This is a genomic window from Streptomyces sp. NPDC018000 (assembly GCF_044328025.1).
Classification (GTDB): domain Bacteria; phylum Actinomycetota; class Actinomycetes; order Streptomycetales; family Streptomycetaceae; genus Streptomyces.
The window spans coordinates 162,160-177,374 of sequence record NZ_JBIRGM010000004.1 but is presented as its reverse complement, the minus strand read 5'-3'; the positions used below and the strand labels follow the sequence as shown (position 1 = coordinate 177,374).

Here is a 15,215-nt window from a genome sequence, read left to right as displayed (position 1 = left end):
AGAACATGTGACATGTGCCATTGTACAGCGCGCGGAGGGGAGAGGTCGTGTCCATGCCACGGTGCGCGCACCGGGACCCGGCCCGGACCCACCCCCTCGCATTCCCCCACAGCCGCGCGCGGTCGCGCGGTCACCACTCCGCTGGGAGGCGGCACGTGAAGAACCGAACGGTTCTACAGAGATTCACCGGATTGTCCACTGCGGTCCTGGCAGCATGCCTGGGCGTGGGCCTGCTCTCCGCACCGAGCCAGGCCGTCGAGCAGCGCTCCACCGTATCGGCAGCCGCAGCGTCGACCGGTCACACCCGGACCGCCGACGCCGGATCGGCGCGGACGGTCAACGGACCCGCTGGGCCGGGCGGTCCCACCGCCGAGGCGTCGACCGCACCCACCGACGACGCCGACCACATCAGCCGCAAGCCCCTCAAGGTCGCCGACCGGCCGCCGTTGTCCGCATCCAAGGACGCACTCAGGCGGGACTACGACGACCCGAGCACAGCACTCCCGAGCCACCCGGCACCCTCGATGACGGCCAAGGCACGAGCACGGGCCAAGGCCGCCGGTCTCACCGCGACCACCGGCGGGGCCTCGGCCGCGTGCAATGTCGGCGACTTCACCAGCCGTACCGGAAGCGCCCTGGTCCAGCAGGTCAAGTCCTCGACGACCGACTGCGTCAACACGCTGTTCCGGGTCAAGGGCAACGACGGCTATCTGGCCTTCCGCGAGGAGCAGATGGCCACCATAGCCAACGCCCTGCGCGACGGATCGGCCGCATATCCCGGCGACAGCAGTACCGGCATGCCGCAGCTGGTCCTCTATCTCCGAGCCGGCTACTACGTGCAGTACTACGACCCCGACACCGTGGGCAGCTACGGGCCGCAGCTGCGTTCGGCCATCCAGGGCGGGCTCGACGCGTTCTTCGCCTCCTCGCACGCCTTCGATGTCACCGACGCCAACGGTGAGACTCTGTCGGAGGCCGTCATACTCATCGACAGTGCCGTGGAGAACGCCCGCTATCTGCATGTCGTCAAGCGGCTGCTGGCCGACTACAACTCCTCGTACAACAGCTCCTGGTACATGGTCAATGCCGTGAACAATGTGTACACGGTGCTCTTCCGCGGTCACCAAGTGCCGGAGTTCGTCGCCGCCGTGGAGGCCGACCCCAGCCCGCTGAGCGCGCTCCGCGACTTCGCCTCCCGTCATCTCGACCTGCTGGGCACGAAGCAGTCGTTCCTGGCCTCCAACGCGGGACTTGAGCTCGGCCGCTTCCTCAAGGAAGACTCCCTGCGGCCCAAGGCAAGCCCGATGGCCGCCGGACTGCTCGGCCAGAGCTCCATCACCGGCCCCACCGCCCCGCTCTGGGTCGGCTTGGCGCAGATGGTTGAGGCCTACGACAAGGCGAACTGCTCATACTACGGCACCTGCGACCTCGTCCAGCGCCTCAAGAAAGCCGTCCTGCCCGTCAACTACACCTGCAGTGACAGCATTCGCATCCTGGCGCAGCAGATGTCCACCGCGGACCTCGCCGCGAGCTGTACGAGTCTGCGCAACCAGGACGCCTACTTCCATGACGTCGCCCGGGACAACGGGCCGGTCGAGGGCGACCGCAACACCACCATCGAGGTCGTGGCCTTCGACTCCAGCACCGACTACCAGACCTACGCCGGTGCCATATACGGCATCAACACGAACAACGGCGGCATGTACCTGGAAGGTGACCCCACCGCGGCCGGGAACCAGCCCCGGTTCATCGCCTACGAGGCCGAGTGGGTCCGCCCCCAGTTCCAGATCTGGAACCTCAACCACGAGTACACGCACTACCTCGACGGCCGCTTCAACATGTACGGCGACTTCGAGGCCGGAATGACCACGCCGACCGTCTGGTGGGTCGAAGGCTTCGCGGAGTACGTCTCCTACTCCTACCGCAAGGTCACATACGCCGCTGCCGTCGCCCAGGCCGCGGCCCACACCTACCCCCTGCGGACCCTGTTCGACACCACCTACGACAACGCCGACCAGACCCGCGTCTACAACTGGGGCTACCTGGCGGTCCGTTACATGCTGGAATCCCACCGCTCCGACGTCGACAACCTCCTCCGCCTCTACCGCAAGGGCGACTGGAACGGTGCCCGCACCCTGCTCACATCGACCATCGGGAGCCGCTACGAAGCCGACTGGAACACCTGGCTGACCGCCTGTGCGAGCGGTAGCTGCAGCACCGGCGACACACCTCCGGTCGAGTGCGCCGCGAGCGACACCAGGCAGCTGGGCAAGAACTGCAAGCGCAGCGGTCTGGCGGCCACCAAGGGCAACTACGCCTACATGTACCTGTACATACCGGCCGGTACCGCCAAGCTGGAGATCAAGGCAACGGGAGGCAGGGGCGAAGCCGACCTCTACTACAGCGCGAACGGCTGGGCGATGACCAACCAATACACCCGTCGGGCCACGGGTGCCGGCAACGAGCACACGCTGACCATCGACCGCCCGGCGGCCGGACCCCACTTCATCAGCCTGTACGCCGTTGAGAATTTCGACGGCGTGACCGTCTCCACCAAGTACTGAGCACCTTCGGACGCACAACAACGGCCGGCCTGCGGAGGGATCTCCTCCGCAGGCCGGCCCCGTGCCGAGCCTCACCGGCTCACAGAAGCCACAGGTCCCGCCATTCGGTGACGAAGTCGTCCGGGGTGCCGTCCCGCCGTCGAATCCGACGCGCGCCCCGGGCCGTGCCGCCCGTTCTCCGTTCACTTATTGATGAGTCGACGAGCGTGGCGGCCCGTCTGTGGGGCATGCATCCCCGTGAAGGTGTTCGGCGAAGGCATTCGACCGGTCGACGAGACACGACGAGGCACGACGAGGCACGACGAGAAGACGAGACAACAAGGCAACGAGACGTCGAGAAGGGGGCGATTCACTGTGCGGGCGGGGGAAACGATGGAGCGTCGGGGAGATGCCGATTCCATGGCAGGCGGGGCGGCGCACGAGCCAGGGGTGCAGGGACAGCGACCGGTCCGGCTGCTTCGCAGACTGGCCCACACGGATCTGGCTGCCCTGAGCGAAGTGCGTTGTGCGTTGAGGGAGTTCTTGCGATACCGGTGGCGCGCGGAGCCGGTCGAGGTGGCGGAGCTCCTGCTCAGCGAGCTGGTGACCAACGCGCTGATCCATACGAGGCACGGCGCGGTCGTTACGGTGAGTGTGGCACCCGCGAAACTACGGGTGGAGGTCCGGGACTTCGTATCCGCAATGCCCCTGTCGTACGTACCGAACGCCGACGACGGTACGCATGGCAGAGGGCTGATCCTGGTACAGAGCCTCGCGGACGCCTGGGGAGTCAGGGCACACGCGCTCGGCAAGGTCGTCTGGTTCGAGCTGGACGGCGAAAAGCCCTGAGAGCCCGGAAGGGACCGGGCCGTCAGGGCCTTTCTGCGGCGGATCAGCCGAACTGCTGCTCCAGATCCTTCAGTTTCCGCTCCAGCGAATCGAGCCGGGGCAGTGCCTGGGTGTCGTCCTCGGCGGTGAGGTCGACGGTGACCGGGTCATTGGAGTTCTGGTCCGAGGCGCTGGAGCTCTGACCGGTAACGGCCTGCAGGGATGGCCGGGGGCGCAAAGGCAGTTGTTCCGGCTCGGATATGGCGGGCTCCGCGACGGACTGCGCGGAGCCCGCCGCGGGGGCGATGGTCTGGATGTCCACCTGGGTGCCACCCCGGCCGATCCGGCGCCAGGCCCGGTTCTGCCGGTTCAGCGCCTTGATGCGGGCCCGGTCCAGCCTCGCCTGGTCCTTCCTGCGAAGACGGTTCTGCTCCTTCTCCCGCCGGTCCTCACGGACCTCTTCGACCGCTTCGTCCAGGGTGCGTACACCTTCCAGCAGCATTAGCGACCAGGCGCCGAAGGTCTCCCGGGGGGCGCGCAGCCACCGCACGATCCGGATCTGCGGCAGCGGACGAGGTACCAGGCCCTGCTCGCGCAGCGCGGCCCGGCGGGTCTGCTTCAGCGCCCGGTCGAAGAGCACGGCTGCCGAGAGCGACATCCCCGCGAAGAAGTGCGGGGCGCCCGCGTGGCCGATTCCGCGCGGCGCGTGCACCCAGTTGAACCAGGCGGCCGCGCCGGCGAACGTCCATACGAGCAGCCGTGATCCGAGCGCCGCGTCACCGTGGCTGGCCTCGCGCACCGCGAGTACGGAACAGAACATCGCGGCCCCGTCGAGGCCGAACGGAACGAGATACTCCCAGCCCCCGGAGAGGCCGAGGTTCTGCTTGCCGAAGCCGACGAGCCCATGGAAGGAGAGCGCGGCGGCGACCGCCGCACAGCAGAACAGCAGGACGTACGAGGCGGTGGCATACAGCGCCTCCTTGCGCCTGCGACGCTCCTCGCTGCGCTCCCAGCTGTCTTCGGTCGCGGCCTTGCCGGCGGCGCGCTTGCCGCGTGTGACCACCGCCACCGCCGCCAGGACCCCCACGAGCAGCACGGCGCCCGGAAGCAGCCAATTCAGCGATATGTCGGTCAGTCTCATGCGCGGTCCCTTGCGTCGCGTAGGGCATTTCGGGCGCCATAATTGCCGAAACCCCGTCACACTCAGAGGGTTTCGGGGCAAGAGAACGCCATTGGGTTGGCAGGGCATACGGATAGCCAGGATCTGATCGAATATCCGCACACGGCCAGTGATCTGTGTTCGAATACTACTACTCGTACGAGCGGTGTCGTTCAGTGAGTGGCCGTCAGTTTCCGTACCCGGTCGGCATCACAGGTGCGCGGGCAGGTGACGCAGGTGTCCTCGGGGCGCAGCGTGTAGAAGAGGCAGCAGCTCGCCCGGTCGCGAGTGGGCAGCGACTCGCCGTTCGGCCCGGTCAGTTCACGGAAGCCCGCCGAGCCGACGTACGGCTTCGTGGTGCCCGGCAGGAGCGCCTCCAGCTCGGCCATCGCCCGCCGTTCCTCGCCGAGCAGATGGGCGATGTACCAGAGGCCCTCGACGACCTCGTCCGTCGCCATGCCCCACAAGGCCCGCCTGCCGCGCCGCATCCGCGATCCGAAGCCGTCCAGCACCGGACCGATGTGGTCGGCCACGGCGGCGAGCACCTCGGCCCGCAGTGCCGCCTCGTCCGGGACCACCCGGGCGCCCGGCAGTCCGGCCGCCGGGTCGTCCGGAAGGCAGGCGAATTCCCTTGCACGGACGGTCAGATGCCCCATTGTCCGCTGGAACGCCACAGCACCGACGGGGATCCGGGGCACCCGCCGGTGCAGGAACCACGGCACCGTCACCAGCAGACAGGCGGGCCAGGCGTACCGGTGCAGACCGAAGCCGGCGACCACATCGGGCCGGGGCTGCTGCCCGTAGTCCCGCAGCAGTTGCGCGTGGTCCCAGGCGAGGAAGGCGTCGAGTGCGGCACCACCCGCCGCGAGCTCGTCCGCACCCACCCAGCCGGCACCGCAGGGGGCGGCCTCGTCGTCCGCCAGCACCTCTGCGCGCAGCCCGGGGAACACCTCGGTCAGGCGTGCGTACGCGCCCGTCACGACGGACGCGGTGGTGCCGGGAAGCAGAGTGGGGAGGGTCATGCAGGGACCACCGAATCACGATCGTTTGCAGGTAAGCCTTACCTTACCCGAATCGGTCGATGTTTGAACTGCGGCCTGTGCCGCCTATCGTGCACAGGGGCATGGCGCACGCGAGCCGCGCCCACGGCAGGCCGAGGAGGTCCGAGTGGAGCAGAGCAGAGCGCGTGAGCAGGCACCGCCGCCGTACGCGTCCGTCGCGTCCGCGACCACCCGGGCGTCCGTACGCGTGCCCGGGCAGACGCGTGGCGAGCAGACGCATGGCGAACAGGTACGTGGCGAGCACATCCACAGCGAGCCGCCCGCCCCGCGGCCGGCGGTGCAGCGGCACTCCGTACGCGGCCAGATCCTCGACGCCCTGCGCGCCGCCCTGGTCGACGGTGAGCTGGTCCCGGGGCAGGTCTACTCCGCCCCGGCTCTCGGCGCCCGATTCGGGGTCTCAGCGACGCCGGTGCGCGAGGCGATGCAGCAACTGGCCATCGAGGGCGCCGTCGAGGTCGTACCGAACCGCGGTTTCCGGGTGTCCCAGCGGGGCCCGCGTGAGCTGGCCGAGCTGGCCGAGGTACGGGCCCTGATCGAGGTCCCCGTCATGCTGCGGCTGGCCCGTACCGTGCCCCCGGCCCGCTGGTGCGCCCTGCGCCCGCTGGCCGAGGCCACGGTCGCGGCGGCCGCCGTGGGCGACCGGGCGAGTTACGCGGAGTCCGACCGGGCCTTCCATGGCGCGGTCCTCGCGCTCGGCGGCAACGAGCAGCTGGTGATGGTCGCCGACGATCTGCACCGCCGCTCCCAGTGGCCCCTGGGGAACAACCCCGCCACCCGCCGCGCCGACCTGCTCGCCGACGCCGCCGAGCACACCGCCCTGATCGACGCGCTCATCGCCCAGGACATGGCCGTCGTGCAGTCGTTGGTACGGGAACACTTCACCGGCGCCTAGGGCGTGTTTCGAAAGTCCCGTCTGGTCGGGGGCGTCCGGCACGCACGCTCGCTGCGTTGTCGCTCGTCGGCGCAGCCCGCTGCGCTCTCCTCCCTCCGCCTTGCGATCGCACGCACCGGACGCCCCCGACCCCGCCCTGCGGGCGGACGACGCTACTTTCGAAACACGCCCTAGTGCCGCGACCGGCACGGTATGCCGGCAAACCTTGCCGGTCGCGGCAGTAGAAGACGCCGCACCGGCACTCCGGGGTCACGACGTCGTCAGTTCGCCTCGGTCTTCTCCGGGGGCGGCGGGTCCAGGTGCGGAGCCAGCCATGTCGGTACGCCCCCGAGCAGCCGGAAGAGCCGGCCCGCCTCGGCGCGCAGCCGGGTCGCCGCCTCGGGCTCCGGCTCGCAGTCGGCGAGGGCGATGAGGGCCGGAGCCGTACCGATGAGATAGCCCAGCTCCTCCCTCAACCGCAGGGACTCGGCGAAACCGTGCCGTGCCTCCGCCAGTTCCCCCTCGCGCAGGGCGAGCAGGGCGAGATGGCGCCAGGTCGAGGAGAGTAACAGCGCGTCGCCCTGGGCGGTGGCGCCGGCGTGGGCCCTGCGGTACGCGGCACGCGCGGCCTGGGGCGAGCCGGCGATGTTCTGTGCGATCAGACCGCGGCGGAAGTCCAGCAGCGGTCGGTCCGGCGCGGACGGAGCGAGCAGCGCGGCGGCCCGGCTCAGGGCGACGCTGGCCTCGTCCGCCCGGTCCCGTACCCCCAACAGCGTCGACGCGTACGCCAGATGGCCACGCTCACAGGCTGCCGCTCCGCGCTCGGCGTCGTCGTGGGCCAGCGCCTCGGCGGTGCGCAGGGCGTCCTCGGCGTCGGTCCAGCCCTGCCCGGTGTACAGGCACCGCTCGGTCAGCAGCGCGGTCCGCTGGAGTGCCGCCGCCGGATCGGTGACGGCGTCGTGTTCGAGCAGCGCGGCGGCGTCCGTCCAGCAGGCGCGTGATCGCAGCCGCCATACCGCTGTCTGGAGCGGCGGATCGTCATCTGCTGTCGTTCCGGAACCAGACATGGCGGTATGCGCCACATTGCCCTCCCCGAGCGCGCCATTGAGGTGTTGGGTCTGGCCGCATCTCAGCATGGAATGGCACGCCGGGCCAAGGGGTCGGATCAATGTCAGGTGAAAGATTTCACAAACGGCCGGACCCGCCGTGAGCCGTGGTAGGGCCCGGAACTCAGCTCATGCGCAGGGCGAGGAAGAAATCGAGCTTGTCCTCCAGGCGCGAAAGGTCACGCCCCGTCAACTGCTCGATACGCCCGACCCGGTAGCGCAACGTGTTGACATGCAGATGCAGCCGGGACGCGCATCGGGTCCAGGAGCCGTCGCAGTCCAGGAACGCCTCCAGCGTCGGGATCAGCTCCGCGCGATGGCGCATGTCGTAGTCGCGCAGCGGGTCGAGCAGCCGTGCGGTGAACGCGCGGCGCACATCATCGGGGACGAACGGCAGCAGCAGTACGTGCGAGGCCAGCTCGTGGTGCCCGGCCGCACAGACCCGGCCGGGGCGGGCCGCAGCCACCCGGCGGGCGTGCCGGGCTTCCTCCAGAGCGCCGCGCAGACCTTCGGGGGAGTGCACGGCCGCGCTGACACCCAGTGTCAGCCGGCCGTCGTCGGCGAGGCCGGCGGAGAGCGGTTCGCGGACAACGGCGAGCAGCACATCGGCGTGCAACGCCGGGTCCTCACCGGCGGCCGACTCGGCGGGTGCCGCATCCGGGCCGGCTTCGTGGGCCGGTGCGAGCGCTGTGACGGCGGGCAGCGGTACGAGGGCGACGGCCTCGTCGCCCGTGTGGGCGACCGCGATCCGGTCCGCGGAGTCCGGGCCGGTGACCGCAGGGTCGACCAGGATCTCCTCCAGCAGCGCCTGGGCGACCGGACCGCCCGGAACGGCGGAGCCGGAGCTGCCGGCCGGGGCACCCGTGGCGGCGGAGCCCTCCGCGCCGCCCCACTCGACCCGGGCCACCACGACCTGCCAGTGCGGTGCGGCCCCGAGACCCGGGAGCAGCACCGGGGCGGCGACCCGCAGCCTGGCGGCGATCTCGGCCGGCGGGGCGCCCGTCTGGACCAGTTCCAGGACTTCCTGGGCGAGCCTGCGGCGTACCGTACGGGCGGCGTCGCGCCGGTCCCGCTCGACCGCGATCAGCTGGGTGACGCCCTGGAGCAGATCCAGCCGGGCGGGCGGCCAGTCGCTCGCGTCCGCCTCGACCGCGAGCAGCCAGTCGGAGAGCACCGACTCGCGCACATCGCGGGAAGCGGGCACCGCGCCCCGCCCGGCGCCGCGGATCGGGAAGAGTGAGTACGTGATGCCGCCGACCGTGGCCCGGTGCGGGGCCCGGCGGCCGGTGCGGGTGGCGGCCAGATGGTGGCCGGCGAGCGCAGCGCCGACCGGCCCGGCCAGCGGTGCGTCACCGGCGCCCGCGATCTGCCGGCCGGTGGGGGAGAGTACCCAGGCGTGCAGGTCGAGGTCGGAGCCGAGCAGATCGAGGACCACCTCTGGCCCACCGCCCGCCGGGCCAGAGGTCATGAGCCTGCGGTGCCGGTCCACGACCGCGGCCAGATCGCCCGCACGCTCGCCGGACACCTGGCGCACCACATGCTCGGTGATCGTTGCGAACGCGACGGTCTCATGGACGGCGAAGAGCGGCATCCGGTGCCGCGCACACGCCTCGACCAGATCGCCGGGGATGTCGCCGAGCTCCGCCTCGCCCGCCGCGAGCCCGGCTACCCCGGCGCCCGCCAGGATCCGTACGAAAGGCTCCGAGTCCGTCGCGTCCCGGCGCCAGGCCAGGCCCGTCAGGACCAGCTCGCCCCCCGACAGATAGCGGCTGGGGTCCCGCAGGTCGGTGGTCATCACGCCGCGGACGGACCGGTCCAGCTCGTCCCCGCCGCCGAGCAGCCGCAGGCCCAGCGCGTCGGTCTCCAGCAGTGCGCGCAGCCGCATCTCGTCGCCGCCGATCTCTTTCGTTGGTGCGGGTGAAAACTGGGTATTGCGGTGAGGTCTCTGAACCCCGCCATTCGTTCGAATCTACAAGACGAGGAGATCGGCCAGCCAACTCCTTCATGGTTTCGGTGACTGCACCGGGTGGAGCACGGCTTGTGTACTTGGCCCCACATCGCGTCAACAACACATGAGCGACCAGTCGAGGGCCGGCCGTCCCCAGGGCCTGTCGTCAGTCCGCCGTCTGCGGTGCGACGCCTGACACGCACGCTCGCAGCGTTGCCGAAACGCCCTGGTAGCTCTGGGGCGAGGATTCTCCGGCGCCTGACGGGCGCACGCACGGACGCCGCGCGGCCGTCCTGCGGACGACGACGGCGGACCGACGAGAGGCCCTGGCCCCACCGAAAGACCCGATCCGAGAAGAAGAGAGCCACTCATGGACTTCCTTCGCCCCGCCGGCTGGGAGGAGGCGCTCGCCGCCAAGGCCGAGCACCCGACGGCCGTGCCCATCGCGGGTGGCACCGATGTGATGGTCGAGATCAACTTCGGCCACCGGCGGCCTGAGTACCTCCTGGACCTGAACCGCATCGGAGAGCTGTCCGAATGGGAGGTGGGCCGGGAGAACGTACGGCTCGGTGCCTCCGTTCCGTACAGCCACATCATGGAGCATCTGCGCGCCGAACTGCCCGGACTGGCGCTCGCCTCGCACACCGTCGCCTCGCCGCAGATCCGCAACCGCGGCGGCGTCGGCGGCAACCTGGGCACCGCGTCGCCCGCCGGAGACGCCCACCCGGCGCTGCTCGCCGCGGGCGCCGAGGTCGAGGCCGAATCCGTACGCGGCACCAGGATGATCCCGATCGACGCCTTCTACACCGGTGTCAAGCGCAACGCCCTCGCCCCGGACGAGCTGATCCGGGCCGTGCACATCAAGAAGGCCGACGGGCCGCAGCAGTACTCCAAGGTCGGCACCCGCAACGCGATGGTCATCGCGGTCTGCGCCTTCGGCCTGGCCCTGCACCCCGAGACCCGTACGGTCCGCACCGGCATCGGCTCCGCCGCCCCCACGCCCGTTCGGGCGAAAGAGGCCGAGGAATTCCTGAACGCCGCGCTCGAAGAGGGTGGATTCTGGGACAGCCGCATGATCATCACCCCATCCATCGCCGAGCGGTTCGCCGACCTCGCCGCCGGGGCCTGCAACCCGATCGACGATGTCCGCGGCACCGCGAGCTATCGCAGGCACGCAGTCGGGATCATGGCCCGCCGCACCCTCGGCTGGACCTGGGATTCGTACCGCGGCAACGGCCGCAGCACCGAAGGAGCTGCCTGATCATGCGCGTCACTTTCACGGTCAACGGCCGCAGGCACGAGGCGGACGACGTCTGGGAGGGCGAGTCCCTCCTCTACGTGCTGCGGGAGCGGATGGGCCTGCCCGGCTCGAAGAACGCCTGCGAGCAGGGCGAGTGCGGTTCCTGCACGGTCCGTCTGGACGGTGTCCTGGTCTGCTCCTGTCTGGTTGCCGCAGGCCAGGTGGAGGGCCGCGAGGTCGTCACCGTGGAGGGCCTCGCGGACTTCGCCGCCCACCGCTCCCGGGCACACCCCGGCGGTGCCTGTGCCTCCGGCGCCTGTGGCACCGCACTCGACAAGGCCCGGCAGCGGGAGGCCGAGCCGGCCGGCGAGGAGATGCGGGACACCGGTGAACTCTCCCCGATCCAGCAGGCGTTCATCGACGCCGGAGCCGTGCAGTGCGGCTTCTGCACCCCCGGCCTGCTGGTCGCCGCCGACGAGCTGCTCGAACGCAACCCGGAACCGTCCGACGCGGACATCCGCGAGGCGCTCTCCGGCAACCTCTGTCGCTGCACCGGCTACGAGAAGATCCTCGACGCGGTCCGCCTCGCGGCCGCCCGCGCGGAAGAAACGGTCTGACGATGGGCGTTACCGGCAACCCCACCAGCATCAACCAGGGCACCCGCACCAAGGGCGGCATCGGCGAGTCCACGCTGCGCCCCGACGGCATCCTGAAGGTCACCGGCGAGTTCGCGTACTCCTCCGACATGTGGCACGAGGACATGCTCTGGGGCCACACGCTGCGCTCCACGGTCGCCCACGCCGAGATCGTCTCGATCGACATCTCGGAAGCCCTCGCCACGTCCGGCGTCTACGCCGTACTCACCTACGACGACCTGCCGGCCCCGGTGAAGAACTACGGGCTCGAGATCCAGGACACCCCGGTCCTCGCCCACGGCAAGGTCCGTCACCACGGCGAACCCGTGGCGCTGGTCGCCGCCGACCACCCGGAGACGGCCCGCCGCGCCGCCGCGAAGATCAGGGTCGACTACCGCGAGCTGCCCGTCGTCACCGACGAGGCCTCCGCCACCGCCCCCGACGCCCCTCTCGTCCACGAGGGTCGCAACGACCGCCACGCGGGGCATGTACCGCATCCCAACATCGTCCACCGCCAGCCCATCGTCCGCGGCGACGCGGACGCGGCGGCGGCCCGCGCCGATGTCATCGTGAGCGGTGAGTACGTATTCGGCATGCAGGACCAGGCCTTCCTCGGCCCCGAGTCCGGGCTGGCCGTGCCCGCCGAGGACGGCGGCGTCGACCTGTACGTCGCCACCCAGTGGCTCCACTCCGACCTGCGCCAGATCGCCCCCGTCCTCGGCCTGCCCGAGGGCAAGGTCCGCATGACGCTCTCCGGGGTCGGCGGTGCCTTCGGTGGCCGCGAGGACCTGTCGATGCAGATCCACGCCTGCCTGCTCGCCCTGCGCACCGGCAAGCCGGTCAAGATCGTCTACAACCGGTTCGAGTCGTTCTTCGGACATGTCCACCGCCACCCCGCCAAGCTCTGGTACGAGCACGGCGCCACCCGTGACGGCAAGCTGACCCATATGAAATGCCGCATCGTACTGGACGGCGGAGCCTACGCCTCCGCTTCTCCGGCCGTCGTCGGCAACGCCTCCTCGCTCAGCGTCGGCCCTTACGTCGTCGACGACGTCGACATCGAGGCCATCGCGCTCTACACCAACAACCCGCCGTGCGGCGCCATGCGCGGCTTCGGAGCGGTCCAGGCATGCTTCGCCTACGAGGCCCAGATGGACAAGCTCGCCGCCGAACTCTCCATGGACCCGGTCGAGTTCAGGCAGCTCAATGCCATGGAACAGGGCAGCCTCCTGCCGACCGGGCAGGTCGTCGACTCGCCCGCCCCGGTCGCCGAGCTGCTGCGCCGGGTCAAGGCCAGGCCGCTGCCGCCCGAGCGTCAGTGGGAGGTGGCAGGCGAGCAGGCCGATGTACGGGCCCTGCCCGGTGGACTGTCCAACACCACCCACGGCGAAGGCGTCGTACGCGGCATCGGCTACGCGGTCGGCATCAAGAACGTCGGCTTCTCCGAGGGCTTCGACGACTACTCCACCGCCCGGGTGCGCATGGAGGTCATCGGCGGCGAACCCGTCGCGACCGTGCACACCGCGATGGCCGAGGTCGGGCAGGGCGGAGTCACCGTCCACGCCCAGATCGCCCGTACCGAACTCGGCGTCGCCCAGGTCACCATCCGCCCGGCCGACACCCGGGTCGGCTCGGCCGGCTCCACCTCCGCCTCCCGGCAGACATATGTCACCGGTGGAGCCGTGAAACACTCCTGCGAGGCCGTCCGCGAACGCGTCCTGGAGATCGGCCGCCGCAAGTTCGGTGCGTACCACCCCGCCTGGGCCACCGCCGAGCTGCTTCTCGAAGATGGCAAGGTCGTCACCGACGGCGGCGAAGTGCTGGCCGATCTGGTCGACGTGCTGGAGGACGAGGCGGTCGACATGGAGCTGGAGTGGCGCCACCGTCCCACCGAGGCGTTCGACCTCCGTACCGGACAAGGCAACGGCCATGTCCAGTACTCCTTCGCCGCCCACCGCGCGGTCGTCGAGGTCGACACCGAACTCGGCCTGGTCAAGGTCATCGAACTGGCCTGCGCGCAAGACGTCGGCAAGGCACTCAACCCGCTGTCCGTCGAAGGGCAGATCCACGGCGGTACCACCCAGGGCCTGGGCATCGCCGTCATGGAGGAGATCATCGTCGACCCAAAGACCGCGAAGGTGCGCAACCCGTCCTTCACGGACTATCTGATCCCCACCATCCTCGACACCCCGGCGATCCCGGTCGATCTGCTCGAACTCGCCGACGACCACGCCCCGTACGGGCTCCGTGGCATCGGCGAGGCCCCCACCCTGTCGTCGACCCCGGCCGTCCTCGCGGCGATCCGGAACGCGACGGGCCTGGAGCTCAACAGGACGCCGGTACGCCCCGAGCACATCACCGGCACCTGAGACGGCAAGCGGGGGGAGGCGCCACGGTGCCGGTCTTCCTGACGGTGGCCGTGGCCGTGGGTGCCGGCCGGTGTGTTCGTCGTGTACTTCGCGCTCAGCCCGATCGAGAGCTGGACCGGCGCCGAACTGGACCGGCGCCGAACTGGACCGGCGCCGAGCGGGACCGGCCCGCACAAGGCTTTTCCGCCCCTCCGCCCCCTCCGCGCACCCGTAGAAGGAGAAACGCCAATGCTGGACATCGCCGAAGAGCTCAACCGGTGGGTCGAGCAGGGACGCGACTTCGCGGTGGCCACCGTCGTGGCGGTCGGCGGCAGCGCGCCCCGGCAGCCGGGAGCCGCCCTGGCCGTCGACCGCGAAGGCACGGCGATCGGATCGGTCTCCGGCGGGTGTGTGGAGGCCGCGGTGTACGAACTGTGCGGGCAGGCGCTGGACGACGGCATCACCGTGCGCGAACAGTTCGGCTACAGCGACGAGGACGCCTTCGCGGTGGGGCTGACCTGCGGCGGCGTGATCGACATCCTGGTGACACCGGTCCGTGCGGACCACCCCGCGCGGGCGGTGTTCGCCGCCGCGCTCGCCGCCGCCGCACGAGGGGAGACGGTTGCGGTCGCCAGGATCACCGACGGGCCCGCGGAATTCCTCGGCCACCCGCTGCTCGTCCACCCCGACGGCTCGTACGAGGGCGGGCTCGGCGGACACCCGGAGCTGGACCGCACCGCTGCGGCCGACGCCCGCGCGATGCTGGACGCGGGCCGTACCGGCTCCGTCACCATCGGCGCCGATGGCGCGCGCTGTCGGCAACCGCTCACCCTGCTGGTCGAATCGAGCGTCCCGCCGCCCCGGATGATCGTCTTCGGAACCATCGACTTCGCCTCGGCGCTGGTCCGGGCGGGGAAGTTCCTCGGATACCACGTCACATTGTGCGACGCCCGCCCCGTCTTCGCCACAAGGGCCCGCTTCCCGGAGGCCGATGAGCTGGTCGTCGACTGGCCGCACCGCTATCTCGCGACGACCGACGTCGACGCGCGCACCGTCCTGTGCGTCCTCACCCACGACGCCAAGTTCGACGTCCCGCTGCTGGAACTGGCGTTGAGGCTTCCGGTGGCGTACGTCGGAGCGATGGGCTCGCGCCGTACCCACCTGGAGCGCAACGACCGGCTGCGTGACGTGGGCGTCACGGAACAGGAACTGGCCAGGCTGCACTCGCCGATCGGCCTCGACCTCGGCGCCCGTACCCCTGAGGAGACCGCGCTGTCGATCGCCGCCGAAATCGTCGCCGACCGGCGCGGCGGCAGCGGCGTACCGCTCAAGGGCGCACACACCCCGATCCACCGCTAGTGCCGCGACCGGCAAGGTATGCCCCGTCGCGACGCCCGGCACTTCCCCAAGCTCTCAGCTTCGTTCGAGCAGGGGAGACCCCATTGCTCGCGGCGTTGGCCAAAAGCCCAGGTAGCT

11 protein-coding genes are annotated in these 15,215 nt (G+C 70.3%); 7 read left to right on the top strand and 4 right to left on the bottom strand.

What is annotated here, in order from left to right:
- The first annotated feature begins 155 nt into the window (after positions 1-155).
- Both ACH4EW_RS12515 and ACH4EW_RS12510 read left to right on the top strand, forming a co-directional pair.
- The gene (locus ACH4EW_RS12515) at positions 156-2,564 is read left to right on the top strand and encodes a M9 family metallopeptidase (protein WP_398255136.1); all 2,409 of its coding nucleotides are present in this window, start codon (positions 156-158) and stop codon (positions 2,562-2,564) included.
- A gap of 465 nt (positions 2,565-3,029) precedes the next feature.
- Positions 3,030-3,392: an ATP-binding protein gene (locus ACH4EW_RS12510; protein WP_398256011.1), complete on the top strand. Its 363-nt coding sequence runs from the start codon at positions 3,030-3,032 to the stop codon at positions 3,390-3,392.
- 43 nt (positions 3,393-3,435) lie between these two features.
- Here ACH4EW_RS12510 and ACH4EW_RS12505 read toward each other — a convergent pair whose 3' ends face one another.
- Entirely contained in the window at positions 3,436-4,512 is a 1,077-nt protein-coding gene (locus ACH4EW_RS12505) for a DUF2637 domain-containing protein (protein ID WP_398255133.1), read from the bottom strand.
- Between the two features lie 191 nt (positions 4,513-4,703).
- Positions 4,704-5,552, bottom strand: a complete 849-nt coding sequence (locus tag ACH4EW_RS12500) for a (2Fe-2S)-binding protein (protein WP_398255130.1) — start codon at positions 5,550-5,552, stop codon at positions 4,704-4,706.
- Positions 5,553-5,697: 145 nt separating this feature from the next.
- Here ACH4EW_RS12500 and ACH4EW_RS12495 point away from each other — a divergent pair, with 145 nt between their 5' ends.
- Positions 5,698-6,483, top strand: coding sequence for a GntR family transcriptional regulator (locus ACH4EW_RS12495; protein ID WP_398255128.1), 786 nt, complete (start codon positions 5,698-5,700; stop codon positions 6,481-6,483).
- A gap of 260 nt (positions 6,484-6,743) precedes the next feature.
- On the opposite strand, the gene ACH4EW_RS12490 is transcribed toward ACH4EW_RS12495, so the two are convergent.
- Positions 6,744-7,529 (bottom strand): hypothetical protein, encoded by a 786-nt coding sequence (locus ACH4EW_RS12490; protein WP_398255126.1) that lies wholly within the window; start codon positions 7,527-7,529, stop codon positions 6,744-6,746.
- 163 nt (positions 7,530-7,692) lie between these two features.
- Positions 7,693-9,453, bottom strand: a complete 1,761-nt coding sequence (locus ACH4EW_RS12485) for a PucR family transcriptional regulator (RefSeq protein WP_398255123.1) — start codon at positions 9,451-9,453, stop codon at positions 7,693-7,695.
- Between the two features lie 433 nt (positions 9,454-9,886).
- On the opposite strand from ACH4EW_RS12485, the gene ACH4EW_RS12480 reads away from it, so the two are divergent.
- The 4 genes from ACH4EW_RS12480 to ACH4EW_RS12465 all read left to right on the top strand — a co-directional run bounded on the left by ACH4EW_RS12480 (position 9,887) and on the right by ACH4EW_RS12465 (position 15,098).
- On the top strand, positions 9,887-10,777 hold the full coding sequence (locus ACH4EW_RS12480) for an FAD binding domain-containing protein (protein WP_398255121.1): 891 nt from the start codon (positions 9,887-9,889) through the stop codon (positions 10,775-10,777).
- A 2-nt stretch (positions 10,778-10,779) separates the two neighbouring features.
- Positions 10,780-11,373, top strand: coding sequence for a (2Fe-2S)-binding protein (locus ACH4EW_RS12475; RefSeq protein WP_398255118.1), 594 nt, complete (start codon positions 10,780-10,782; stop codon positions 11,371-11,373).
- Positions 11,374-11,375: 2 nt separating this feature from the next.
- Positions 11,376-13,760 (top strand): xanthine dehydrogenase family protein molybdopterin-binding subunit, encoded by a 2,385-nt coding sequence (locus ACH4EW_RS12470; RefSeq protein ID WP_398255116.1) that lies wholly within the window; start codon positions 11,376-11,378, stop codon positions 13,758-13,760.
- 228 nt (positions 13,761-13,988) lie between these two features.
- Entirely contained in the window at positions 13,989-15,098 is a 1,110-nt protein-coding gene (locus ACH4EW_RS12465; protein WP_398255114.1) for an XdhC family protein, read from the top strand.
- Positions 15,099-15,215: the final 117 nt, after the last annotated feature.